The organism is Methylibium sp. (assembly GCF_013817365.1).
In the GTDB taxonomy this organism is placed as follows: domain Bacteria; phylum Pseudomonadota; class Gammaproteobacteria; order Burkholderiales; family Burkholderiaceae_C; genus Methylibium.
Map to the genome: position 1 here is coordinate 1 of NZ_JACDCU010000008.1, position 22122 is coordinate 22122.

Sequence of the window (22122 nt, forward strand, 5' to 3'; positions counted from 1 at the left end):
TGGTGACCGACGTCGCTTCCATAGCACCTCCAAGTATTACTCGGTAATACTAACACTGACGAAGCTTGAGGCGCCCTTCCCTCTCGTCACTTCTCATCGGGGTTGCGGCGCCAGACAGCAGCCTCGGCACGTCGATCTTGTCGTCTTCGCTCTCTTCGGCCGCCGGCTGGGCCTGGGCGCCAACGCCCTCGGCCTCGTTGAAGAACATGTCCTTCTGGTGCGTGGCGCTTGCCTCGCTCTTGGCATCGAAGAGCTGACGCTTGAATCGGTCGAGCTGCTCCTTGAGCAGGTCGCGTTCGGTGCGCACCACGCGCAGTTCGCCGGCAAGCTCCTCGCTGCGCCGAGCGGCCTGCTCGCCACGCGCAATGGCATCAAGCAGCGCCTGGCGCAGTGCGGCGATCTCGTCGGGGGTAGGCATGCGAACCATCGGCACGCATTCTCATCATCGCGTGTGCCGACGTGGCGCCGATCGTCGCATCAGCCCGTAACAATGCGGACCGCGCGCAACCAACCCATACAGTGGTGTCGCTTCAGGTCACGCGCTCGTACAGCCGCTGGGGATGCCGCTGCACGACGCCGATGTCGATACCCTCCAGCAGCCAATGCAGTTGCTCCACCGTCAACGCCGGTACCGCAGCTTCCAGCGGCCAGATGAAACGATCCTGCTCGAGGCGCTTCAACAGCAACCAGAAGCCGTTGCGGTCCCAGCCCAGGATCTTCACGCGGTTGCGCCGGCGGTTGCTGAAGACGTAGACGCAGGCTGCGAAAGGGTCCAGGCCGAGCGCCTTCTCCACCAGCAGCGCCAGGCCGTTGATGCTCAGCCGCAAGTCGATCGCCTCGCGGTGCAGGTAGACCTTCAGGCCTTCGTCGAGACGGAACACCGCACCCTCCCGAGTGCCTCGATGACGACGCCAGCCTGCTGCACATCGACTTCGCGAAGATCGAAGACCACGCCGTTGGGCAGCCGCGCCTGCAGGTTCATCCGAACAACGTGGCGGCTATCGTCGGTCGCCGGCAGCGGCGGTGTCGTCGGTGTGAGGGCGGCCGTGATCGGCATGGCGATGAACGCCTCGCGTGCAGTGCCGGGGCTCGCCACGACCGCACGCTGGCGTCGCTCGCTGTGCTCGCGCACCCAGCGGCTGAGCTGGTTGGCATTGATCCCGCACTCGCGAGCCAGTCGCGACACCGACGCGCCCGGCCTGCCGCATGCGGCCACCAACTCGGCCTTGGCCGCCTCGTCGTACACACCGCGGCCATCGCTCTTGCGCCCGACCACGAGTCGGCGCGTCAAGTCTTCCAATTCGTCTGACATCACGTTCCCACGCTCACCTACGTGGGAACGTAGGGTGTCAGGCACCCTGGCCGCGATCAAGGACGCGGTTTATGGACCGCTTACTTCTGTCACGCAACACGGGTAGGTCGTTCACCCTGGTCAATATCCGGTCGGCATCACCCTCGCTGGCTGGTCAGTTCTCGGCCGGCGGCAACAGGGCAACGGCATTTACCCCACGATTTACCACACACACAGCATGCGCTCCGCTCGGACGGTCTGCTACCTCCTGAGATCAAGTTCCATTGCGAATCAACAACTTGGGCGACGTTTGGGGTGGCAAGACACCCCCTGGAGCGCTACTCGATGTTCTGCACTTGCTCGCGCATCTGCTCGACTGCCACTTTCATTTCCACCGAGATCTGCGTGAGTTCGAGGGCGGCTGATTTTGAGCCCAGCGTGTTCGCCTCGCGCTGCAACTCCTGAATCAGGAAATCGAGTCGCTTGCCGACCTCGCCGCCCTGGCCGAGCAGGCGTTCGATCTCGTCGAGGTGAGCGGTGAGGCGCGCGAGCTCTTCGGCCACGTCGATGCGGATCGCATAGCTGGCCGCCTCCGTCATGGCGCGCTCCTGCAGCGCCTGCGCGGACACCGACTGCGCGCTTGCGCCGGCCGCCTCGAGCGCTTCGGTCCAGCGGTCCAGAAAGCGCTGCTGCTGGCGTGCCACCACTTGCGGCACCAGCGGTTGCGCGTCGCGGGCCAACTCGCGCAGCCGTTGCAAGCGCTGCATGAGCACTGCGACCAGTTTCTCCCCCTCGCGCTCGCGCGACTCCACCAGGCCCGCCACGGCTCGGCGCGCGGCATCGAGCGCGGGCGCGTCCAGCCGCAATGCCGGCTGGCTCGCGCGACACCACTGCAGCGCTTCCTGGACCGAGAGCGGCGCGGCCTTCGGCAGCCAGTTCTGCACCGTGCTCTCCAAGCGTGAAAGCGCGTTGAGCTGTTCGGTCTGCGGCTGCGGCCAGACGCTGCCGGCGTCGCCCTGCGTCGACAGCCGCAGCTCGACCTTGCCGCGGCGCAACTTCGCGGCGATCAGCTCGCGCAGTGCAGGCTCCAGCGAGCGCATGTCTTCGGGCAGACGGAAAGCGATGTCGAGAAAACGGCTGTTGACCGAACGCAGTTCGACCTGCACGCCCGCACTCGCCGAACGTGCGATTTCTGTGGCGTTTTCTCCTGGGGAAAGGGCTCCGGCGGACGCGTTCGCGTACCCGGTCATGCTGTAGACTGACATCAAATTTATCGCATTGCAAAATTCGATTATGTCAAAGCAGAAACCCGCGCCACTGCCGGCGGGCACCGTGGTCGGCGGGTATCAGGTCATCAGGAAGTTGGCGGCCGGTGGCTTTGGTGTGGTGTACCTCTGCGAAGACAGTGAACGGCGTCTCATTGCGCTCAAAGAATATCTGCCGGCTTCGCTGGCGGAGCGCTCGCCCGGCGAATTGACGCCTCGCGTCAAGCCCGAGAAGCAGCCGCTCTACCGCCTCGGCCTGAAGAGCTTCTTCGAAGAAGGCCGCTCGCTTGCGCAGATCTCGCACCCGAGCGTGGTCTCGGTGCTCAACTTCTTCCGCGAGAACGAGACCGTCTACATGGTCATGAACTACCTGCAGGGCGACACCCTGCAGGACTTCATCGTCACCGCGCGCGATCTCAAGCGCGACAAGGTTTTTCGCGAATCGACGATTCGTTCACTGTTCGACGAGATCCTGCGCGGCCTGCGCATCGTGCATCAGCACAAGATGCTGCACCTCGACATCAAGCCCGCCAACATCTTCGTGACTAACGACAACAAGGCCGTCATGCTCGACTTCGGCGCCGCGCGCGAAGTGCTGAGCAAGGAGGGCAACTTCATCCGCCCGATGTACACGCCGGGCTTCGCCGCGCCGGAGATGTACCGCCGCGACGGCACGCTCGGGCCGTGGACCGACATCTACGCGATCGGCGCGTGCATCTACGCCTGCATGCAGGGCTATCCGCCCAATGACGCGCCGCAGCGCATCGAGAAGGACCGCCTGGGGCTGTCGCTCTCGCGACTGCGCAACGTGTATTCCGACAACCTGATCGAAGTGACCGAGTGGTGCATGTCGCTCGACCCGCTCTCGCGCCCGCAGAGCGTGTTCGCGCTGCAAAAGGAGCTGGCGCGCGAGACCGAGCGGCGCTACACCAAGCTCAGTTTCAGCGAGCGGCTCAAGCTGCAGCTCGAGAACATCAAGACCGGCGCCAAAGCCTGAGAACCGAGCATGAGATTTTCGGTTTACCAGGTGAGCCGCAAGGGCGGCCGCGAGAAGAACGAAGACCGCATGGGCTATTGCTACACGCGCGATTCGGGTCTGTTCGCGCTGGCCGACGGCATGGGTGGTCACCCCGAGGGCGAGATCGCCTCGCAGCTCGCGCTGCAGACCCTCGCCGCCATGTTCCAGCGCGACGCCAAGCCGGTGCTCAAGGACCCGCTGCGCTTCCTGCACGACGCCATCATCGCGGGCCACCACCAGCTCATCCGCTACGCGACCGAGAAGGCGCTGATCGACACGCCGCGCACCACCATCGTGGCCTGCGTGCTGCAGGGCAACACCGCCTACTGGGCGCATTGCGGCGATTCGCGGCTGTATCTCGTGCGCGGCGACAAGCTGGTTGCACGCACCCGCGACCACAGCTATTCGGAACTTCAGGAAACGATGTCGCAAGTGGTGCCGATGGGCGAGCGCTTCAACCGCAACGTGCTGTTCACCTGCCTGGGCAGCCCCGGCAAGCCGGTGGTCGATACGGTGGGGCCGCTCATCCTGCATGAGGCGGACCGCCTGCTGCTGTGCTCCGACGGCCTGTGGGGCACCGTGACCGACGAGACCATCACGCAGCAGCTCGCCACCCGGTCCATCTCCGACGCGGTGCCCGAGCTGGTCGAGCAGGCGCTGCGCAACGGCGGCGCCAAGAGCGACAACGTGACCGTGCTGTCGGTGGAGTGGGAATCGGCCGAGGACATCGAGACCGCCAAGGCGATCTCCACCGAAACGCTCGGCGACGAGGTGTTCGCCTCGACCATCCAGGCCAGCGTGGGCTCCGGCCCGGGCGAGGCCGAGGAGATGGACGAAGCCGAGATCGAGCGCTCGATCCGCGAGATCAACGAGGCCATCCGGCGCTCGTCGCAGCAAAAGCGCTCCTGAGCTGCGCCCGCGCGCATGCTCAGCGCCGGCTGAGCAGCGGGTAGCATCTTCCTTTCGGGCCCGCGCAGCGGGCCTTCATCCTTCTGATTCCGCATGACCTATCAACGCACCCAAGGCCGCTCCGTGGACGCTTTGCGTCCGATCGCCATCACGCGCCACTTCACCCGCCATGCCGAAGGCTCGGTGCTTATCGCGTTCGGCGACACCCAGGTGCTGTGCACCGCCTCGGTCGAGGAAAGGGTGCCGCCGCACAAGCGCGGTTCGGGTGAAGGCTGGGTCACCGCCGAATACGGCATGCTGCCCAGATCCACCCACACCCGCAGCGACCGCGAGGCCGCGCGCGGCAAACAAAGCGGCCGCACGCAGGAGATCCAGCGCCTGATCGGCCGCTCGCTGCGCGCGGTGTTCGATCTGCGCGCGCTCGGCGAACGCACGATCCACCTCGACTGCGACGTGCTCCAGGCCGACGGCGGCACCCGCACCGCCGCCATCACCGGCGCCTACGTGGCGGCGCACGACGCCGTGAGCTGGCTGCTGGCGCAGAGCAAGCTCGCCGCTTCGCCGATCAAGGGCGCCGTGGCTGCCGTCAGCGTGGGCATCGTCGAAGGCACGCCCTTGCTGGACCTCGAGTACGTGGAGGACGCCGCCTGCGGCACCGACATGAACGTCGTCATGACCGGCGCCGGGCACTACATCGAGGTGCAGGGCACGGCCGAGGGCGCTGCCTTCAGCCGCGCCGAGATGGACCGGCTGCTGGCCTTGGCCGAGCAGGGCATCCGCACGCTGGTTGAGGCACAGGCTGCGGCCTTGAAAGCTTGACGCGGAGCGAATCATGCGTGTGGTGCTGGCGTCCAACAACGCCAAGAAGCTGACTGAGCTGCGTTCTCTGTTTGCGGCTCTGCCGGTCGAACTGGTTTCACAGAAGGAGCTGGGCATCACCGAGGCCGAGGAGCCGCACGTCACCTTCGTGGAGAACGCGCTGGCCAAGGCACGGCACGCGGCACGCGCCTTCGGCGGTGCGGCCATCGCCGATGATTCCGGGCTGTGCGTCGATGCGCTCGGCGGGGCGCCGGGCGTGGCGTCGGCGCATTTCGCACCGGTCGAGCCGCAGGCAGCCGAGCGCGAGGTGCAGCGTGCGCTGCAGGACGCCGCCAACAATCGACTGCTGCTCGACCGGCTGCGGGCTTTTCAGGCGGCCAGCGAGCGCCGCGCCAGCTTCGTCAGCACGCTGGTGGCGCTGCGCCACGCCGACGATCCCGAGCCGCTGATCGCCTTCGGCCGCTGGTCCGGCGAGATCTTGTTCGCCCCACGCGGCTCGGGCGGATTCGGCTACGACCCGCTGATGTTCATCGCCGCATTCGGCCGCAGCGTGGCGGAGCTGGATGCCGAAGCCAAGAACGCAATCAGCCACCGTGCCCTCGCCGCGCGCGAGATGGCAGCGCTGATGCGCGCGCAGTGGCTGCGCTGACGACGATGAACACCCCTGTGCGCATCGACACCAGCGCGCTGCACCGCCGGGCCGGCGCACTGCAGCTCACCGCGCTGCCGCCGCTCGCGCTGTACGTGCACTTGCCCTGGTGCCTGAAGAAGTGCCCGTACTGCGATTTCAATTCGCACGAGGTGCTCGGCAGTGCGCAACATGAACCTGGCGGTGCGAACAAGGGGCAGGGCAACACGCCCGCCTTCGCCGGCGGCTTTCCGCCCGAGGCCCGCTACCTCGATGCGCTGCGCGCCGACCTCGAGGCGGCACTGCCGCTGGTCTGGGGCCGGCGCGTCATCAGCGTCTTCATCGGCGGCGGCACGCCGAGCCTGTTCTCTCCCGTATCGATCGAGCGGCTGCTGGCCGACATCCGCGCGCGGCTGCCGCTCGAGCCCGGCTGCGAGATCACGCTCGAAGCCAACCCCGGCACCTTCGAGCGCGAACGCTTCCGCGCCTTTCGCGATGCCGGCGTGACGCGCCTGTCGATCGGCGTGCAGAGCTTCGACGACACGAAACTCCAGGCGCTGGGCCGCGTTCACGACCGGGCTCAGGCAGTGGCGGCCATCGAGGAAGCCGCCCGTGCTTTCGACACCTTCAACATCGATCTGATGTACGCGCTGCCCGGCCAGAGCCTGGCCGACTGCGAGGCCGACGTTCGCCAAGCCTTGGCCTTCGAGCCGCCGCACTTGAGCGTCTACCACCTCACGCTGGAGCCGAACACGCGCTTTGCGCTGGAGCCGCCGAAGAACCTGCCCGACGACGACAGCGCCTTCGAAATGCTCGACCGCAGCACCGAGATGACCGTCGAAGCCGGCCTGCAGCGCTACGAAGTCTCGGCCTATGCGCGGCCCGGTCACCGCTGCGTGCACAACCTCAACTACTGGCAGTTCGGCGACTACCTCGGCATCGGCGCGGGCGCGCACAGCAAGCTGAGCTTCGCGCACCGCATCCTGCGCCAGACGCGCTGGCGCGAGCCGGCGGCCTACATGGCCAAGGCGCTCGAAGGCGCGGCGGTATCCAGCGAGCACGAGGTGTCGGCGGACGAACTGCCCTTCGAGTACATGCTCAATGCATTGCGCCTGCGCGAGGGCTTCGAGCTGGCGCGCTTCACCGAGCGCACCGGCCTGCCGTTCACGGCGATCCAGCGCGCACTGGAAGCGGCCGAGGCCAAGGGACTGATCGAGCGAAATCTGCAACGCGCCTGGCCGACCGAGCGCGGGTTCGACTTCCTGAGCGACCTGCAATCGCTGTTTCTGCCGAGCCGCTGAGGCGGCTTGCTTTCAGTCGGGCATTGCTCCGTCTTTCACGTCCTTATTGCCGCATTCGCCGATCGGCTTGGCCATGATCCGCTGGAAGAACGTCATGTTCTTGCCGCCCAGCCTGACGTTCAGCGTGCCCGTGATCCCGTTCGGCTCGAACTGCCAGCGCGCCTCGCCGGTGGTGCCGTGGCCGCCGTCGCACTCGAGCACGTAGGCGGCGGAATCGGCCGCCTGCGCCGCCTTGACCAGGATGCAGTCTTGCAGCGACACGTCCCGCAGCATCCAGAACGCCTCCGAGAGGTCGTGCGTGCTCAGGCAGCGCTTCTCTGTTACCACGGCGTAGCGCAGATTGGTCTCGAGATGGGGCATGCCGGTCTCGGTGCTCATCTCGTACAGGCGCGGCGGGGTCGGCTCAGCCGCGATGGCGCCCGCGCCGAAGCTGCCGAGAGCGCCAGTGAAGATCGCTGCCAGCCACTGTCGCTTCATTGCCTTGCTCCCGTGCTGTCGGTGCCGCCCGCTTTGCGCAGGGTGAGGTTGATCCGGCAGCCGCCCGTCGAAGGGTGATACCCGCCCTTGAGCGCCGACACCCCGTGATAGCGCAGGCGAGCCGGCCCGCCCCACACGACCACGTCGCCGTGTGCCAGCGGCACGCGCAGCGTCTTGTCCGCGCGCCGCAAGCCACCGAACAGGAAGATCGCGGGCAGGCCGAGCGACACGGAGACGATCGGCTGGCTGAAGTCGCGCTCGTTGCGGTCCTGGTGCAGCGTGAGCCGCGCGCCGGGCTCGTAGCGGTTGACGAGACAGGCGTCGGGCTCGAAGTCGTCGAAGCCGGCCTGTGCCGCCGCCTCGCCGGCCAACGCCAGAAAGCAGGCGGGCATTGAAGGCCACGGACGACCGGTTTGCGGGTCGAGCGCGGTGTAGCGGTAGCCTCCTGCGTCGCTCACCCAGCCGAGTGCGCCGCAGTTGCTCATCGCGACCGACATGCGATAGCCGCCCGGCGTGATGAGGTGGCGCAAGGGCGCCGAGGCGAGCACGGCCTGCAGCGCGGCGAGCAACGCGTCCTGCCGCGGCAAGGCATGCCCGCGCAGCAGCACTGCGCCCGGCGCCAGAAGCTCGTGCGACGCCGCCCCGGCCCCGGCGTCGTCGGCCGCCTCGAAAAGCGGCATCGTTGCGGTCACGGGGCCCCTCGCATCGGTTCACGCCGCATCGTGAAAGATGATCCCGGCGGTATGCCGGTGCCCCGCACGCACACGGCTCACGCCGTGCCGCAGGTTGATCCGGTACACCCCGCGCGTGTCCTGCACTGGCCGGTGATGAACGGCGATCACCGCCGCGTCGCCCTGCCTGAGCGGCAGTACCACCGGGCGCGACTGCATGCGCGGGCGCTGCTCTGTCATCACGAACTCGCCGCCTTCGAAGTCGCGGCCCGGCTCCGACAGCAGCAGCACCAGTTGCAAGGGGAACACATGCTCGCCGTACAGATCCTGGTGCAGGCAGTTGTAGTCGCCCGCCGCGTACTGCAGGAGCAGCGGCGTCGGCTGCGTTTGCCCCGCCGCGTGGCAGCGCTCGACGAATCGGGAATGTTCGCCGGGAAAACGCGCAGCAATGCCCATCGCCTCGTTCCAGCGATCGGCAATCGGCGCCAGGTGCGGGTAGACGGCGTCGCGCAACGCGGCGACGAGCCCCGGCAAGGGATAGGCGAAGTACTTGTACTCGCCTCGCCCGAAGCCGTGCCGGCTCATCTCCACGCGGCTGCGGAACCGGGCGCCGTCGGCGTACAGCGCGACCAGTTCGCGACACTCGGCCAGCGTGATCAGCCGCTCCACGATCGCGCTGCCTTCGGCATCGAGATCGCTTGCAACTCGTTGCCAATCGACGTTGGCGACCCGCTCGGCCACGCCGTCAACCGGCGGCGCGAGAGCCGGCTCGCGCTCGAGCACCTTCATGCCTCGCTCTCCCGTTCCAGCAGCGCGCGCTTGCGCTCCACGCCCCAGCGGTAGCCCGACAGCGCGCCGTCGTTGCGCACCGCGCGGTGGCAGGGGATGGCCACGGCCAGCGCATTGGCGCCGCAGGCTTGCGCCACGGCACGCACCGACGCCGGCGCGCCGATGCGCTGGGCGATCTCGGTATAGCTCGCCGTCTGCCCCGCCGGAATGTTCCGCAGCGCCTGCCAGACGCGCTGCTGGAAGGCCGTGCCGCGCACGTCGAGCGGCAGGTCCAGGCCGAGCCGCGGCGCCTCGACGAAGCCGATGACCTGGGCGACCCGCTGCTCGAACTCGGCGTCGCCGCCGATCAACCGTGCCTTCGGAAAACGGTCCTGCAGGTCGCGCGCCAGTGCATCGGGGTCGTCTCCCATCAGGATCGCGCACACGCCGCGGTCGCTTTGCGCCACGAGGATGGCGCCGAGCGAGCTCTCGCCGATGGCGAAGCGGATGTCGGTGTCGGCGCCGCCGGCGCGAAAGCGGGTGGGCGTCATGCCGAGCACCTGATCGGCCTGGGCATAGAAGCGCCCGCCGGAGTTGTAGCCGGCGCCGTAGATGGCATCGGTCACCGTGCCGCTGCGGGCCAGCGCCGTGCGCACGCGCCGGGTGCGGTGCGCGGTGACATAGGCCTTGGGCGTGAGCCCGGTGACCGTTTTGAAGACGCGGTGCAGATGCCAGGCACTCATGCCGGCGCGCTGCGCGAGCTCGTCCAGCGTGGGCGCTTGCTCGGCCGCCTCGATGACGCGGCACAGCTCGGCGACGGTGGCTGCATGCTGCGCAGCCAGCGAGGGCTGGTCGGGCCTGCAGCGCAGGCAGGGGCGAAACCCCGCGCGCTGTGCTTCGGCCGCGTTGGCGTGGAACGCGACGTTCTCGGGCTTGGCGGTGCGCGCCGGGCAACTCGGCCGGCAGTACACGCCGGTCGTTTTCACGGAGTAGAAGAATTCACCATCGGCCCGCGGATCGCGGGCCGCCACGGCAGCCCAGCGCGGGTCGCTCACCGTGGCCGCTGCGAGTGTTTCGTGTCGGGTGATCATGTTCACGGGCTGCCTTTCGCTTTGCCGGATCGATGGCTTTACTTTAGGCATCGTCGCTGCGTGAGGCACTCCGGTGCTTGCTTTCAAACTCGAATCGCCGGCGAGGTGCGTGGGCGGCGTCAATGGTGCGACTGCACCGCTGCGCTGCAAGGTCGTCAGACCCGGCGCACCTCCATCACGCCGTGCTCGGTGGCCTGTTCGTAGACAGCGGGCACGCGGGTGGCGAGGTGCAGCAGGATGCGCGGGGCCTGCGCCTTGACGGCCCGCCGTAACAGGATGCCCGCCACCACCAAGAGCCCGCCTATCCATGGGTATCCGGCCAGCGCCGCGGCGATACCCGAGCCGATCATGGCAACTGCCAGCTGGGTGGCGAGCGTTCGGTGAACCACGAAGGGCGCTGCCAGCGCGGGGTTCACGATGATCCGAAAGCGCCCGTGGGGCAGCCCGGTACGGAATTCTTCGAACGGGATGTACTCGGCGGTGTCTTGTGCGTCGTGCTGGCGGCTCATGAACACATTCTGGCGCCAAGCGCTGGGCCCATCGAGCGCGACCGGCGCCCGTAGTGCGCGGTCTGAGGGGCGCATCTCGCCGCAACCGGTTCCACGGCGTCGTCAACGGCGTCTCGCCGTCCCTGCTGCACCGCCTGGTGTCTGCGGACGGGGAGCGTCACGCCGCCTGGGTCGCGTGCGTATGGGGAATCAACGGCGAAGAGATCGTCGGCGAGGCCGTCTGGTATGTCGTGGACCCGGATCGCGGCATGGCCGAACTGGCGATCAGCGTGAGCGATGCCTGGCAAGGTCAGGGGGTCGCCGACGCCTTGATGCGCACCCTTTTGCAGGCTGCGCGCGAATCGGGGTTGCGCGAGCTTTACGGAGATGTGCTCAATGCCAACACCCGCATGCTCGCCTTCATGCGCCGCCACGGAATGCAGCCCGGAGTCTGCGAGTCGCCACAAGATGCGGGCCTGATGCGCGTGGGCTGCCTTTTCCAGATGCCCCAGCAATTGCCGAGTGCTCGCGACACCGTCCGGCGAAGATGGCTGGCGCGCGTTACCTCCTTCTGGTCCTAGAGCAAAGCGCCCCGTGCCGTACCGGTCGCCCCATAGGACGGCTGAACTACAGAGCGGTTCAGCGTGCGTGGCGACAGGCCGGCCGGGCGTCGTGACGGACGCTCGGCCCGTTCGCCCCTCGGCCGCGGCGACAGCGCCCGGTCAGGCCGGCGCAGGCTGCGAAGGCTGCGCCGCGGCCGCGACGAGCATGTCGGGCACGCGGACGAACTTCTCGGCCACCTTGTTCAGCGCGTGGCCTCGCTCCTGCTCTGCGCGCTCGATGGCCAGCCAGTTGTCGAAGGTGACGACCCGGTGCCCCATGGCGTTCAGCAGAGCGAGCAGCGCCGTGCGTCCCGGCTTGGGCGTGTCCAGCGCCGGCAGGTCCTTGAGGAGACTCGCCACCGTTTCCACGCTATCGAGCCGGTTGCTGCCGATGACGCCGGTCGGCCCTCGCTTGATCCAGCCGGTCGCGTACCAGCCCTTCATCGCAGTCCCGGGCGCTGCCATCACCCGGCCGTCCCGATGGGACAGAGTGCCGGTGCGGGTGTCGAAAGGCAGGCCCGGCACCGCGCAGCCCCGGTAGCCGACGCTTCGAAACAGCAGGCCGGCGCGCAGGCTCGAGCGCTCCCCGGTCGGTACGGACCGCTGATCGCCGGCGGGGCCCGCCAGCCTTTGCTTTTCCAGAGTGAGGCTGTGCAGACGGCCGCTGCCCTGCAGCGCGACGGGCGCCTGGTAAAAGTGCAGATGGAGCACGCGTGCGGCCTCGCCGGAGTGCGCTGCGAAGGAATGCAGGATCTCGCAGTTCTTCGATGCGTGAACGAAGCCGGCAAGCGCCAGCTCCTGGCGGCTTTCCTCGTTCAGCACCAGTGAGGCGGGATCGACGATGGGCCGCCAACCCGGCAGCGTGCCGAGCTCGCGCAACTCCTTCGGCGTGAACCGGGCCTGCACGGGGCCGCGCCGGCCGATGAGATGGATCTCGCGCACCCGCGACGCCGCCAGCGCATCCAGCGCATGCTGCGTGATGTCGGTGCGGCGCAAGTCTTCGACCGGCTTGGCCAGGATGCGGCATACGTCGATCGCCACGTTGCCCTGGCCGACCACGACCGCGACGTCCTGCGAAAGGTCGAAGCACATCGCGGCGCACTCCGGCTTGCCGTTGTACCAACCGACGAAGTCGCCGGCGGCATGCACGCCCGCCAGGTGCTCGCCGTCGATGCCGAGCTTGCGGTCAGCGTCGGCACCCACCGCAACGACCACCGCGTGGTACATCGCGGCCAGTTGCTCCGCGCTGAGCTCGCGCCCGAGCGCGACATTGCCGAAGAAGCGGCAACGCGGGTCCCGCGCGATGCCGTCGAACACGGCGGTCACCGACTTGAGCTTCGCATGGTCCGGCGCGACGCCGAAACGCACCAGGCCGTAGGGCACCGGCAGGCGCTCGATGAGGTCGACCTCGACCGCCAGGCCGCACGCCAGCAGCGCCTCCGCGGCGTAGAAGCCGCCGGGGCCGCTACCGACCACGGCCACGCGCAGCGGCTGGCCGGGCGTGCCCAGCGCGTTCGTGCCGGGGGCCTGCGCCGTCATGGCCCCGGTCGTCAGTAACCGAGTTGGCGGCGCCGCTCGGCCGCAGTCTCCAGCGGCGGCAGCTTCGCCCGCGCGGTCGGATAGCGCCCGGACTCGCGCGCATTGATCTCGATCCAGTGCTGCTGCTCCGGGCTCAGGTCAAACTCCTCCACGATGGCGTGCACCGGGCAGGCGGGAATGCAGGCGCCGCAGTCGATGCACACCGCGGGATCGATGTACACGCGCACGTCGTTCACGTGAAAGCACGCCACCGGGCAGGTGGCCACGCAGTCCGTGAAGCGGCAGTGGCGGCAGTTGTCGGTCACGACGTGGGTCATGGCTGGCCTTCAGACTTTCTGCACGTCCACCAGGTTGTCGGAAAAGGCCCCGGCCTGGCCGAGGTTGCAGTGCCTGGGGGGCGTCGTGGAATTGACCGCCGTGCCGCTGCGGTTCAGGCCGGGCCAGTGTCCGACGTTGGTCATCATCAGGCCCGCCGAGACGTCCTCGCTGAGCTCGGCGCGTGCCTCGAACGAGCCGCGGTCGTTGAAGATGCGCACGTAGCTGCCGTGCTCGATCTGGCGGGTGGTCGCGTCCTGCGGGTGGATGACGATGATCTGCTCGCCCTGGCGCCTTTGCTGCGTGGGCTCGTTGCCGTACTGCGTGTTCAGGAAGGCGTGCGGCTTGGGCGACACCAGGTTGAGCGGATAGCGCTGGGCGAGCGACGCATCGCTCATTTCCGCCGGCGCGATGTAGTTGGGTACCGGGTCCACCGCGCCGCCGGGCTGCATGCCTTCATAGCCCGAGCGCCAGACCGGCACGACGAAGTTGCCGCCGGCCGCCAGGCTCGAGGCGAATTCGCACTTGCCCGAGGGTGTCTTGAAGTTGCCCTGCGCATGCGGCGCGCGCTCGTGCGGCAGGCCTACATTCAGGCGCATGTAACCCTTCTCCTTCAAGGCCTCCAGGGTGATGCCCTGCATCTGCGGCGCGCTCCAGTCGTAGGAGCGCAGCAGCATCTCGTCCAGGCTCAGGGACCAGTAGTCGTCGTCGAAGCCCATCGTGCGCGCGAGGCGGCGGAACATCTCGATGTTGGGCACGCATTCGCCGGGCGCTTCGATCGCCGGCTGGTTGAGCATCACGTAGAGATGGCCCCAGGTGACCATCAGGTCGTACTGCTCGGCCTGCATCGTCGCCGGCAGCAGGATGTCGGCGTACTTGGCGGTGTCGGTGATGAACAGCTCGCTGACCACCGTGAACAGATCTTCGCGGCCGAGCCCCTCGACGATGCTGGCCGCCGCCGGCGCCTGCGACACCGGGTTCGAGTTGTAGACGAAGAGCGACTTGATCGGCGGGTCCAGCGCCATGGTGCCGGTCAGCGCCGCGCCGAGGTCGAGTTCGTTGACCACCCGCGTGCCCGGGCGGATCCAGTCGGGACGGCACATGAAGTCGAACTTGAAGGGGAACTCCCAGATCGGCATTTCGACCGTGCCGCCGCCGACATGCCGCCACGCACCCACCAGCGCCGGCAGGCAGGTGATGGCCCGGATCGCGTCGCCGCCGCCCGGGCTGCGCTCCACGGCCACGCCCTGGCGGATCGCCGAAGGCTGCGCCGTGGCGTACTCGCGCGCCAGCGTCACGATGTCCTGCGCCGCGATGCCGGTGATCTGCGCCACGCGCTCGGGCGGGAACTCGGCCGCGCGCTGGGCGAGCTGCTCGTAGCCCAGGGTGTACTTCTCGACGTAGTCGCGATCGACCAGGCCCTCGCCGATGATCACGTTCATCATGCCGAGCGCCAGCGCGCCGTCGGTGCCGGGCTTGATGCGCACGTGCCAGTCGGCCTGCTTGGCGGTGCGCGTGCGCACCGGGTCGATCACCACCAGCCTGGCCCCGTTCTCCTTGGCCTTGAGGATGAACGGCCAGGCGTGCAGGTTGGTGTTGAGCATGTTCATGCCCCACACGATGATGTACTTGGAGAAGGCGAGGCTTTCGACGTCCAGGCCGCCCGTCGGGCCCACCGTCATGATCCAGGCGGTCGAGGAGCCCGACTCGCAGTACGTCTTCTCCGCCACGGTCGAGCCCAGGCGGTTGAAGAAGGCGTCGCCGGCGGTCAGGCCGTTCAGCGTGCCCTGGTGGCCCAGGTAGGCGTGCGGCAGGATGGCCTGCGATCCGTGCTCGGTAATGATGTCGGTCCAGCGCGATTTGATCTGCGCCAGCGCCTCGTTCCAGGAGATGCGCTCGAACTGGCCCGATCCCTTGGGCCCGACGCGCTTCATCGGATGCATCAGCCGGTCCGGGTTGTAGTGGTGCTCGGCGAAGTTCTTCAGCTTCACGCACAGGCCGCCGCGCGTCATCGGATGGTCCGGGTCGCCGGTCACCTCGACCAGTTGGCCGTCCTCGACGTGATACAGGAAGGCGCAGGTGTCGGGGCAGTCCTGCGGGCAGGCGCCGCGCACGGTGCGGGTCTCGCTGAAGTGGGCTGACATGGATGCTCCTGCTCGTTGGTCGACGGTGGATGAACGTCCGCGGTCGAGGGACATCTCTCGCTGCCCTGCGCCAGCGCGCGCCGACCGTGAGCGGAAGTTAGGAGAACGGCTGCCCGCGCGATAGAGCCAGTGCGCGAAAATTCGACGGTGCCAGTCACGACGCAGTACACCGATCGAAGCCCTCGGACCTCTTGACGCCACGCGGGCCGCGCGCCGGGTCGTCCCGGCCCCGGCTCAGGCCGCGAGCGCGGTGCCTAGCACGGCGATGCCGCGCCGGATCTGCGCTTCGCTCAGGTGGGTGTAGCCCATGAGCAGGCCGCGCTCGTGGTCTGCCAGGTGTTCGTAGAGCCAGGCCGGGCTGTCCGCCAGGGGATAGACGCCTACGCCGAGGGCTCGGCAGGCCTGCTGCACCAGCGCGGCACGCGGCGCGCCGGCAGGCAGGGTGAGATAGACATGCGTGCCCGCCTCGGCCCCGGACACCGCTGCGCCGGGCAGCTCGGCGCGCAAGGCCTCCAGCAATGCGTTGCGGCGCAGCTCGTAGGTGTGCCGCAGCTTCTTGACGTGCGTCTCCCAGCTGCCCTCGCGCATGAACTGCGCCAGCGCGGCCTGCTCTAGCCAGGGCAGCCCGTTGTCCATCAGGGACTTGATGGTCAGGGCCGGCCGGATCAGATCGCGCGGCACCACCATGTAGCCGATGCGCAGACCCGGGCCGATCGAGCGCGAGAAGGAGTTGAGGTAGATGACACAGCCGTTGCGATCGAGCGACTGCAGCGACGGCAGGGGAGAACCCTCGTAGCGGAAGTCGGCGTCGTAGTCGACCTCCAGGATGTAGGCGCCCGCCTTCGCGGCCCATTCCAGCAGCGCCAGGCGGCGGTGCAGCGGCATCGTGACACCGGTCGGAAACTGATGCGAGGGCGTCACGTACACGAGCTTGACCCTTGCGGCCGGCAGGCGCCCGACGTCGATGCCGTGTTGATCGACGGGGACCGCGATGATCCGGCTGCCGTAGCTTTCGAACAGAAAGGCCGCGCCGCGGTAGGTCGGCGCCTCCATGACGACCGGCGTGTTGGTGCCGACGAACAGATGGCCCGCGAGGTTGATGCCTTGCTGGAAGCCCGCGACCAGCAGTACTTGCTCGGCCGAAACCACCATGCCGCGGGCCGGCCCGAGGTGGCTGGTGATGAGCTGGCGCAGCTCGGCGATGCCGCCCGGATGGCTGTATTCGCTCATCCGCTCGGACGCCCCGCCGAGGCAGTCGGTGAGGATCCTTCTCCAGGCCTTCTCGGGAAACGAGCGCGCCGAGGAGCGCCCGAACACGAAATCGACCGTGATGCCGCCGGGCGTGGGCCGGTGCAGGCCGGGCGGGCCCCTGCCCGTGTAGGGAAGCGGCAGGTTGAGCGCGCGGTAGGGGCTGCCCGTGCGCGCCGGCAGACCGGTGCCCTGCGGGCGCATGAATGCGTCGGGCAGCGTCTTGCAGACGAAGGTGCCGACCGCGCGCTCGGTGTAAAGGTAGCCCTGGCCGATCAGCGTTTCGTAGGCGCTTGTGATCGTGTTGCGCGAGACGCCCATCTGCTTGCCGAGCTCTCGCGTGGTCGGCACCGGCGCGCCCGGCGCCAGACGTCCCTGCTCGATGAGCGCACGCATCTGCTCGACGATCTGCGACTGCAGGGTCGAGGTGCTGCTGTTATCGATGGAAATCGGAAGCTGCAAATCGGCTCCAGGCGGTCGGGGTCGAGGGCAGCCGAACCGAGGGGCCGGCCGCCCTGCCGACGGGCCATTGTCGCGACCCACGGACAGTCAAGGACCGATTCGTCGGCTTGGACGTCGGTCGGGCGCTCGTGATCGACGCCCGCGCCTACACCCGATTCGTCGACATCCCCGCCGTCGCCCGCAACCTCTCCAACAGATGCGGCGCAATCTGCCCCAGCGGCAACACCTGGTGCGCCGCCCCCGCAGCAATCGCCTCGCGCGGCATGCCGAAGACAACGCAGCTCGCTTCGTCCTGGCACAGGTTATAGGCGCCGGCGTCGCGCATCGCGCGCATCGCCTTCGCGCCGTCGGCGCCCATGCCGGTGAGCATGATGCCCAGCGCATTGGGCCCGACCACCCGCGCGGCGGAGTTGAACAGCACTTCGACGCTGGGCTTGTGGCGGTTGACCGGCTCACCGTCCTGCACACGGCAGATGTAGTTCGCGCCGCTGCGCTCCACGCTCAGGTGCAGGCCGCCGGGCGCGAGGTAGGCGTGGCCGGGCAGGATGCGTTCGCCGTCGCGCGCCTCGGCCACGCGGATGCGCGCCAGGCTGTCGAGCCGCGCGGCGTAGCTCTTGGTGAAGCCGGGCGGCATGTGCTGGGTGATCACCACGCCGGGTGCATCGGGCGGCAGGCCCATGAGCACTTCCTTGGTGGCTTCGGTGCCGCCGGTGGACGCGCCGATGAAGACGATCTTTTCCGTCGAGAGCCGCCCCAGGCCGGCCACCACCGCGCGCGCCGGCGCGCCGGGCGGCGGAGTCACGAGTTTTTGCACCTTGGCACGCGCAGCGCTGCGGATCTTGTCGGTGATGTCCTGGCCGAGCTGGCGCAGGCCGTCGGCCACGCCGATCTTGGGCTTGGCCACGAAATCGACCGCGCCGAGCTCCAGCGCCTTGAGCGTGACTTCCGCGCCGCGCTCGGTGAGCGTGGAGACCATCACCACCGGCATGGGCCGCAGACGCATGAGCTTGCCGAGAAAGTCGATGCCGTCCATGCGGGGCATCTCGATGTCGAGCGTGATGACGTCGGGGTCGAGGCTGCGGATCATCTCGCGCGCTATGAACGGGTCGGCGGCCGCGCCGACGCAGGCCATGTCGGGCTGGCGGTTGATGATCTCGCCGAGCAGGCTGCGCACCAGCGCCGAATCGTCCACCACCACTACACGCGTCTTGATCATGCTGCGCCCTTGTCGCTGGTTCGGGTTCTCAGAAAAGTTCGACCGAGCCCGCGCCGCTGGCAGCAGGCAAGGGCTTGCGGGCGGCCGCGCGGTCCTGCGCGACCAGCGCCTCGGGGTTGCTCGCGGCCAGGCGCTTGACCATCGCCTTGCCGCTGGCCGGAAAAAAGCAGACCTTGCGTGGATAGATGTCGAGAACGTCCATGCTCACCACGGGGATCCGCTCGGTCTTCAGATAGTCGAGCACGAAGGTGGTGTTGCGCTCGCCGACGTTGAGGCTTTCCATGCCGGAAATCACGGCGCCGCCGCCGAATACCTTGGCCTCGAGGGTCAGGCGGCTGGCACCGCGTTTGAGCAGCTCGTTGATCAGCAGCTCCATCGCATAGGAGCCGTAGCGGCCGGAATCGAGGCCGGTGGCGGTGGCGCCCAGCTCGGGCAGCATGAAGTGGTTGAGGCCGCCGACGCGGCGCTCGCGGTCCCACAGGCACGCGGCGATGCACGAGCCCAGGGTGGTCAGGATCGCCAGGTCCTGGTCGTGCACGAAGTATTCGCCGGGCAGCACCTTGACCGCGTCGGCCCCGAAGTGCGGCTCGAAGAAGAAGAAGGACGCTTCGCCCGGTTTGCGTGGCGCGGCCTTGAGCCGCTCCAGCTGCGACGCGTCGCGTGAGAATGGCGCGGTCGGGGGCCTCGACGAGGCGCTGTTCGTGCGGGGGAGGGGCGCCGTGCGGCTGCGGCTTGGCATCGACATGAGGGTCAGCCGCCGACGCGCTCGTACACCGTCTTGCCGCGCAGACGGAACAGCTCGCGCATGTCGGTGAAATTCTCGGAGTGGCCCACGAAGAGCAGTCCGCCCGGCTTCATGGCGCGGTGCATGCTGTCGAGCACGCGTCGTTGCGTGGCAGCGTCGAAATAGATCATCACGTTGCGGCAGAACACGATGTCGAAGGGCTCGCCGAGCGACCAGCTTGTCGACATCAGATTGAAGCTGCGGAATTCGATGAGCCGCTGCAACTCGGGCTTGACGCGGATGGCGCCGGCGTTCGCACCCATGCCGCGCAGGAAGTGCGCCTTGAGCCGCTCGGGTGTCAGGCCGCGCGCGTCGGCGTCGTAGACGCCGCGGCTGGCGGCGGCGAGCACCTTGGTGTCGATGTCGCTCGCAAGAATCTTCACGCTGGCCTGCTCGCCGAGCGTCTCGGCCACCGTCATGGCCAGCGAGTAGGGCTCTTCGCCAGTGGAAGCCGCGTTGCACCAGATGCGCAGCGGCTTGCCGCGCCGCTGCTGCAGCGCCTGGGCGAGCAGCGGGAAGTGATGCTCCTCGCGGAAGAAGTTTGTCAGGTTGGTAGTCAGGCAATTGACGAACTCCTGCCATTCGGCTTCGCCCGCGCCGCCGCGTTCGAGCTGCGCAAGGTATTCGGCGAACGAACGGTGGCCCGTCTCGCGCAGGCGCCGTGAGAGGCGGCTGTAGACCATCGCCTGCTTGCCGGGCTGCAGGCTGATGCCGGCACGCTGGTAGATCAGCTCTCGCACACGCTCGAAGTCGGGGCGGTCGAAGCTGAACTCGCGATCGGGTGCGGCCGGCGCCGCCATTGCGGCATAGGGTTCGAGCAAAACGGGAGACAGCGCGGCGCTCATCGGGAAGGGGGCTCGGGCAGGGTCGAACGATCGGCCGATGCCGCCGGAGGTGGCACGGTTCGTGGCTCGCAGTGAGGTTCGCCGGCAGTTTGGCCGTCCGCGGGGTGTTCGGAGCCGACGAGAAAGCGGGCGGATCGCGGCCAGTTCGCCGTCTGGTGGCGGGCGGGCGCCGCTAGACTGCGGCGATCTTGAGCCTGTCCCGTCCCAATGCGCCTGAGGGCCTCCAGCTGGAGGCCGCGCTGCAACTCCTGCGCCGTGCGGGGCGCGCGCCTGCGCCGGGGCCGCGCGATGGTGCCTGGCTGCAGCAGGTGATCGATGCGCTGTGCGATCTTTCCAGCCGCGACGCGCTCACCGGCCTGGCCAACCGCCGCCAGCTCGAGATGACGCTCGAGCACGAGGTCGACCGCGTGGCGCGCTCGGGCGAATCGGCCCTGGTGCTCTTGCTCGACATCGATCACTTCAAGCGCGTCAACGATACCTACGGTCACGCCGTGGGCGACGTGGTGCTGCAAGCCGTGGCGGCCTGCCTTCAGCAGTGCGTGCGGCCGATGGACACGCTGGTGCGCTACGGCGGCGAGGAATTCGCCATCGTGCTGCCGAGCTGCCCGCCGGTTTTCGGGGCTGCGGTCGCCGAGCGCATGCGGCGCACCGTCGAGTCGCATGTCATCAGGGACGGTGCTGCCACGGCATTGAGCGTCACGCTCAGCGCCGGCGGCGCGTTCGCGCCGCCCTGGGTGCGATCGTCGGCAAAGCTGTGGATGCAGCGCGCCGACGCGCAGCTCTACCGCGCCAAGGCCGAGGGCCGCAACCGCAGCTGCCTGGAGCCGGCCGCGGTATCGAACGTGAGCGCCGAGGAGAAGAGCCTGCTGTTCGCCGCCAGCGCCTTTGCATCCTTGGATGGCCCGGACGAATTCCAGTCCACTCGACAGCCCTAACCAGCGACCCGTCGTCATGAACGCGCCCGCCTCTCCTGCACATTCCGCCGCTTCGCGCGCGCGCATCCTCGCCGTAACCAGCGGCAAGGGCGGCGTCGGCAAGACCTTCTTCTCGGCCAACCTCGCCGCCGCCCTGTCGCGGCGCGGGCTCAAAGTGCTGGTGCTCGACGCAGACCTCGGCTTGGCCAACCTCGACGTGGTGCTCAACTTGCACCCGAAGATCACGCTGCACGATGTGTTCACCGGCACGGCCACGCTGGAGCAGGCGGTGCTGTTGGCGCCGGGCGGCTTTTCCGTGATCCTGGCCGGCTCGGGGCTGGTGGAGTATTCGCGGCTCACCCCCGAAGTGCGCGAGCGCTTGATGACCGTGATCGAAGAGGTGAAGCCGCGCTTCGACGTGGTGCTGCTCGACACCGGCGCGGGCATCTCCGAAGTGGTGCTCTACACCGTGTCGCTGGCCGACGAGGTGCTCATCGTGGCGACTCCGGAGCCCACCTCCATGACCGACGCCTACGCGACGATCAAGGTGCTGGCCTTGCAGCAGTCGCGCCGTGAGCTGCGCCTGGTGGTCAACCAGGTGGCGCGCGGCGGCGATGGCCGCGGCGTGGCCACCCAGCTGCAGCAGGTCGTGGACCGTTTCGTGAGCCCGTCGGTCGAGGCGCCGGTGCGCATCAACCTGCTCGGCGACGTGCCCTACGACGGCGCCGTGCGCGAAGCGGTCAAGAAACGCCAGCTCGTCGTCGAGACGCTGCCCGGGTCGCCGGCGGCACAGGCGATCGTTGTGCTGGCTGCGCGCCTGAGTCCCTGATCTTCCGACCGCTTGCAAGCGCAAGCCGCGTCCTCACCTTTTCATTGCCATGTCTGCGATTCTTCCCGACCCTCGCCAGCGAGCCGACGCCAGCGACACACCGTATGCGCAACTCGGCGGCGAAGCCGCGCTGCGCGCCCTGGTCGATCGCTTCTACGACCTGATGGACCTGGAGCCCGGCTTGCGCGAACTGCGCGCGCTGCATCCGAGCACGACCGAAGGCTCGCGCGACAAGCTCTTCATGTTCCTGAGCGGCTGGCTCGGCGGGCCGGACCTCTTTGTCCAGCGCTACGGGCATCCGCGGCTGCGCGCGCGGCATCTTCCGTATGCCATCGGCGTGCGCGAGCGCGATCAGTGGCTCGCTTGCATGGCGCAGGCGATGCAGGAATGCGGGATCGATGCGGCGCTTGCAGAGCGGCTGAAGGCTTCGCTCGCCAACACGGCCGACTGGATGAGAAACCAGGGCACCGCTGCGGCCGCGAACTGAGAGCCGCCGCG

At 68.3% G+C, this 22122-nt stretch carries 25 protein-coding genes; 9 read left to right on the forward strand and 16 right to left on the reverse strand.

Annotation, left to right across the window (positions count from 1 at the left end; all coding sequences use genetic code 11):
- Nucleotides 1-49: 49 nt before the first annotated feature.
- The 4 genes from H0W38_RS01260 to H0W38_RS01275 all read right to left on the reverse strand — a co-directional run bounded on the left by H0W38_RS01260 (nucleotide 50) and on the right by H0W38_RS01275 (nucleotide 2556).
- The gene (locus H0W38_RS01260; RefSeq protein ID WP_367161561.1) at nucleotides 50-418 is read right to left on the reverse strand and encodes a hypothetical protein; all 369 of its coding nucleotides are present in this window, start codon (nucleotides 416-418) and stop codon (nucleotides 50-52) included.
- Between the two features lie 112 nt (nucleotides 419-530).
- Entirely contained in the window at nucleotides 531-881 is a 351-nt protein-coding gene (tnpB, locus tag H0W38_RS01265; RefSeq protein WP_292450703.1) for an IS66 family insertion sequence element accessory protein TnpB, read from the reverse strand.
- Nucleotides 857-1312, reverse strand: coding sequence for a transposase (locus H0W38_RS01270; protein WP_292450704.1), 456 nt, complete (start codon nucleotides 1310-1312; stop codon nucleotides 857-859). The genes tnpB and H0W38_RS01270 overlap by 25 nt, the downstream gene beginning before the upstream one ends.
- A gap of 317 nt (nucleotides 1313-1629) precedes the next feature.
- Nucleotides 1630-2556 carry a YicC/YloC family endoribonuclease gene (locus tag H0W38_RS01275; protein WP_292450705.1) on the reverse strand — a complete coding sequence of 309 codons (927 nt, stop codon included), beginning with the start codon at nucleotides 2554-2556 and terminating at the stop codon, nucleotides 1630-1632.
- A 28-nt stretch (nucleotides 2557-2584) separates the two neighbouring features.
- On the opposite strand from H0W38_RS01275, the gene H0W38_RS01280 reads away from it, so the two are divergent.
- The 5 genes from H0W38_RS01280 (at nucleotide 2585) to hemW (ending at nucleotide 7231) form a co-directional block, all read left to right on the forward strand.
- On the forward strand, nucleotides 2585-3553 hold the full coding sequence (locus tag H0W38_RS01280) for a serine/threonine-protein kinase (RefSeq protein ID WP_292450706.1): 969 nt from the start codon (nucleotides 2585-2587) through the stop codon (nucleotides 3551-3553).
- Between the two features lie 9 nt (nucleotides 3554-3562).
- A complete protein-coding gene (locus H0W38_RS01285; RefSeq protein WP_292450707.1) occupies nucleotides 3563-4483 on the forward strand; it encodes a PP2C family serine/threonine-protein phosphatase in 921 nt (306 codons plus the stop codon).
- 93 nt (nucleotides 4484-4576) lie between these two features.
- The gene (rph, locus tag H0W38_RS01290; RefSeq protein ID WP_292450708.1) at nucleotides 4577-5302 is read left to right on the forward strand and encodes a ribonuclease PH; all 726 of its coding nucleotides are present in this window, start codon (nucleotides 4577-4579) and stop codon (nucleotides 5300-5302) included.
- A 13-nt stretch (nucleotides 5303-5315) separates the two neighbouring features.
- On the forward strand, nucleotides 5316-5951 hold the full coding sequence (locus H0W38_RS01295; protein ID WP_292450709.1) for a non-canonical purine NTP pyrophosphatase: 636 nt from the start codon (nucleotides 5316-5318) through the stop codon (nucleotides 5949-5951).
- A 5-nt stretch (nucleotides 5952-5956) separates the two neighbouring features.
- Nucleotides 5957-7231, forward strand: coding sequence for a radical SAM family heme chaperone HemW (gene hemW / locus H0W38_RS01300; protein WP_292450710.1), 1275 nt, complete (start codon nucleotides 5957-5959; stop codon nucleotides 7229-7231).
- A 12-nt stretch (nucleotides 7232-7243) separates the two neighbouring features.
- Here the strand turns inward: hemW and H0W38_RS01305 are convergent, their stop codons facing one another.
- From H0W38_RS01305 to H0W38_RS01325, 5 genes are all read right to left on the reverse strand, one after another.
- Complete coding sequence (locus H0W38_RS01305) at nucleotides 7244-7708, reverse strand: hypothetical protein (protein WP_292450711.1); 465 nt, start codon at nucleotides 7706-7708, stop codon at nucleotides 7244-7246.
- Entirely contained in the window at nucleotides 7705-8388 is a 684-nt protein-coding gene (alkB, locus tag H0W38_RS01310; protein ID WP_292450732.1) for a DNA oxidative demethylase AlkB, read from the reverse strand. Before alkB ends, H0W38_RS01305 begins: the two co-directional genes overlap by 4 nt.
- Before the next feature lie 30 nt (nucleotides 8389-8418).
- Complete coding sequence (locus H0W38_RS01315) at nucleotides 8419-9168, reverse strand: 2OG-Fe(II) oxygenase (RefSeq protein ID WP_292450712.1); 750 nt, start codon at nucleotides 9166-9168, stop codon at nucleotides 8419-8421.
- Nucleotides 9165-10238 (reverse strand): bifunctional DNA-binding transcriptional regulator/O6-methylguanine-DNA methyltransferase Ada, encoded by a 1074-nt coding sequence (ada, locus tag H0W38_RS01320; RefSeq protein WP_292450713.1) that lies wholly within the window; start codon nucleotides 10236-10238, stop codon nucleotides 9165-9167. The genes H0W38_RS01315 and ada overlap by 4 nt, the downstream gene beginning before the upstream one ends.
- Nucleotides 10239-10393: 155 nt before the next feature.
- The gene (locus H0W38_RS01325) at nucleotides 10394-10747 is read right to left on the reverse strand and encodes a hypothetical protein (protein ID WP_292450714.1); all 354 of its coding nucleotides are present in this window, start codon (nucleotides 10745-10747) and stop codon (nucleotides 10394-10396) included.
- Between the two features lie 137 nt (nucleotides 10748-10884).
- On the opposite strand from H0W38_RS01325, the gene H0W38_RS01330 reads away from it, so the two are divergent.
- Entirely contained in the window at nucleotides 10885-11307 is a 423-nt protein-coding gene (locus H0W38_RS01330; protein ID WP_292450715.1) for a GNAT family N-acetyltransferase, read from the forward strand.
- Between the two features lie 141 nt (nucleotides 11308-11448).
- On the opposite strand, the gene H0W38_RS01335 is transcribed toward H0W38_RS01330, so the two are convergent.
- The 7 genes from H0W38_RS01335 to H0W38_RS01365 all read right to left on the reverse strand — a co-directional run bounded on the left by H0W38_RS01335 (nucleotide 11449) and on the right by H0W38_RS01365 (nucleotide 19836).
- Nucleotides 11449-12867, reverse strand: a complete 1419-nt coding sequence (locus tag H0W38_RS01335; RefSeq protein WP_292450716.1) for an FAD-dependent oxidoreductase — start codon at nucleotides 12865-12867, stop codon at nucleotides 11449-11451.
- An 11-nt stretch (nucleotides 12868-12878) separates the two neighbouring features.
- A complete protein-coding gene (locus H0W38_RS01340) occupies nucleotides 12879-13184 on the reverse strand; it encodes a 4Fe-4S dicluster domain-containing protein (RefSeq protein WP_292450717.1) in 306 nt (101 codons plus the stop codon).
- A gap of 9 nt (nucleotides 13185-13193) precedes the next feature.
- A complete protein-coding gene (locus tag H0W38_RS01345; protein WP_292450718.1) occupies nucleotides 13194-15326 on the reverse strand; it encodes a molybdopterin-dependent oxidoreductase in 2133 nt (710 codons plus the stop codon).
- A 234-nt stretch (nucleotides 15327-15560) separates the two neighbouring features.
- Nucleotides 15561-17036: a PLP-dependent aminotransferase family protein gene (locus tag H0W38_RS01350; protein ID WP_292450719.1), complete on the reverse strand. Its 1476-nt coding sequence runs from the start codon at nucleotides 17034-17036 to the stop codon at nucleotides 15561-15563.
- A gap of 145 nt (nucleotides 17037-17181) precedes the next feature.
- On the reverse strand, nucleotides 17182-18252 hold the full coding sequence (locus H0W38_RS01355; protein WP_292450720.1) for a chemotaxis response regulator protein-glutamate methylesterase: 1071 nt from the start codon (nucleotides 18250-18252) through the stop codon (nucleotides 17182-17184).
- Nucleotides 18253-18280: 28 nt separating this feature from the next.
- Nucleotides 18281-18997, reverse strand: a complete 717-nt coding sequence (gene cheD, locus H0W38_RS01360) for a chemoreceptor glutamine deamidase CheD (protein ID WP_292450721.1) — start codon at nucleotides 18995-18997, stop codon at nucleotides 18281-18283.
- 5 nt (nucleotides 18998-19002) lie between these two features.
- Nucleotides 19003-19836 carry a CheR family methyltransferase gene (locus tag H0W38_RS01365; protein ID WP_292450733.1) on the reverse strand — a complete coding sequence of 278 codons (834 nt, stop codon included), beginning with the start codon at nucleotides 19834-19836 and terminating at the stop codon, nucleotides 19003-19005.
- A gap of 233 nt (nucleotides 19837-20069) precedes the next feature.
- Between H0W38_RS01365 and H0W38_RS01370 the strand changes: the two genes are divergently transcribed.
- Genes H0W38_RS01370 through H0W38_RS01380 form a run of 3 tightly spaced genes read left to right on the forward strand, consistent with a single transcriptional unit; the run spans nucleotide 20070 to nucleotide 22111 of the window.
- The gene (locus tag H0W38_RS01370; protein ID WP_292450722.1) at nucleotides 20070-20816 is read left to right on the forward strand and encodes a GGDEF domain-containing protein; all 747 of its coding nucleotides are present in this window, start codon (nucleotides 20070-20072) and stop codon (nucleotides 20814-20816) included.
- A 16-nt stretch (nucleotides 20817-20832) separates the two neighbouring features.
- Nucleotides 20833-21624 (forward strand): MinD/ParA family protein, encoded by a 792-nt coding sequence (locus H0W38_RS01375; protein WP_292450723.1) that lies wholly within the window; start codon nucleotides 20833-20835, stop codon nucleotides 21622-21624.
- A 49-nt stretch (nucleotides 21625-21673) separates the two neighbouring features.
- The gene (locus H0W38_RS01380; protein WP_292450724.1) at nucleotides 21674-22111 is read left to right on the forward strand and encodes a group II truncated hemoglobin; all 438 of its coding nucleotides are present in this window, start codon (nucleotides 21674-21676) and stop codon (nucleotides 22109-22111) included.
- Nucleotides 22112-22122: the final 11 nt, after the last annotated feature.

Excerpts from the sequence above, each read along its gene's own strand:
- H0W38_RS01270 (WP_292450704.1), bottom strand. The coding sequence starts at position 1,312 with ATGTCAGACGAATTGGAAGACTTGACGCGCCGACTCGTGGTCGGGCGC.
- H0W38_RS01285 (WP_292450707.1), top strand. The coding sequence starts at position 3,563 with ATGAGATTTTCGGTTTACCAGGTGAGCCGCAAGGGCGGCCGCGAGAAG.
- H0W38_RS01340 (WP_292450717.1), bottom strand. The coding sequence starts at position 13,184 with ATGACCCACGTCGTGACCGACAACTGCCGCCACTGCCGCTTCACGGAC.
- H0W38_RS01275 (WP_292450705.1), bottom strand. The coding sequence starts at position 2,556 with ATGTCAGTCTACAGCATGACCGGGTACGCGAACGCGTCCGCCGGAGCC.
- cheD (WP_292450721.1), bottom strand. The coding sequence starts at position 18,997 with ATGTCGATGCCAAGCCGCAGCCGCACGGCGCCCCTCCCCCGCACGAAC.
- H0W38_RS01345 (WP_292450718.1), bottom strand. The coding sequence starts at position 15,326 with ATGTCAGCCCACTTCAGCGAGACCCGCACCGTGCGCGGCGCCTGCCCG.
- H0W38_RS01305 (WP_292450711.1), bottom strand. The coding sequence starts at position 7,708 with ATGAAGCGACAGTGGCTGGCAGCGATCTTCACTGGCGCTCTCGGCAGC.
- H0W38_RS01325 (WP_292450714.1), bottom strand. The coding sequence starts at position 10,747 with ATGAGCCGCCAGCACGACGCACAAGACACCGCCGAGTACATCCCGTTC.
- hemW (WP_292450710.1), top strand. The coding sequence starts at position 5,957 with ATGAACACCCCTGTGCGCATCGACACCAGCGCGCTGCACCGCCGGGCC.
- H0W38_RS01260 (WP_367161561.1), bottom strand. The coding sequence starts at position 418 with ATGCCTACCCCCGACGAGATCGCCGCACTGCGCCAGGCGCTGCTTGAT.
- H0W38_RS01295 (WP_292450709.1), top strand. The coding sequence starts at position 5,316 with ATGCGTGTGGTGCTGGCGTCCAACAACGCCAAGAAGCTGACTGAGCTG.
- H0W38_RS01380 (WP_292450724.1), top strand. The coding sequence starts at position 21,674 with ATGTCTGCGATTCTTCCCGACCCTCGCCAGCGAGCCGACGCCAGCGAC.
- H0W38_RS01280 (WP_292450706.1), top strand. The coding sequence starts at position 2,585 with ATGTCAAAGCAGAAACCCGCGCCACTGCCGGCGGGCACCGTGGTCGGC.
- ada (WP_292450713.1), bottom strand. The coding sequence starts at position 10,238 with ATGATCACCCGACACGAAACACTCGCAGCGGCCACGGTGAGCGACCCG.
- rph (WP_292450708.1), top strand. The coding sequence starts at position 4,577 with ATGACCTATCAACGCACCCAAGGCCGCTCCGTGGACGCTTTGCGTCCG.
- H0W38_RS01315 (WP_292450712.1), bottom strand. The coding sequence starts at position 9,168 with ATGAAGGTGCTCGAGCGCGAGCCGGCTCTCGCGCCGCCGGTTGACGGC.
- alkB (WP_292450732.1), bottom strand. The coding sequence starts at position 8,388 with ATGCCGCTTTTCGAGGCGGCCGACGACGCCGGGGCCGGGGCGGCGTCG.
- H0W38_RS01365 (WP_292450733.1), bottom strand. The coding sequence starts at position 19,836 with ATGGCGGCGCCGGCCGCACCCGATCGCGAGTTCAGCTTCGACCGCCCC.
- H0W38_RS01375 (WP_292450723.1), top strand. The coding sequence starts at position 20,833 with ATGAACGCGCCCGCCTCTCCTGCACATTCCGCCGCTTCGCGCGCGCGC.
- H0W38_RS01355 (WP_292450720.1), bottom strand. The coding sequence starts at position 18,252 with ATGATCAAGACGCGTGTAGTGGTGGTGGACGATTCGGCGCTGGTGCGC.
- H0W38_RS01335 (WP_292450716.1), bottom strand. The coding sequence starts at position 12,867 with ATGACGGCGCAGGCCCCCGGCACGAACGCGCTGGGCACGCCCGGCCAG.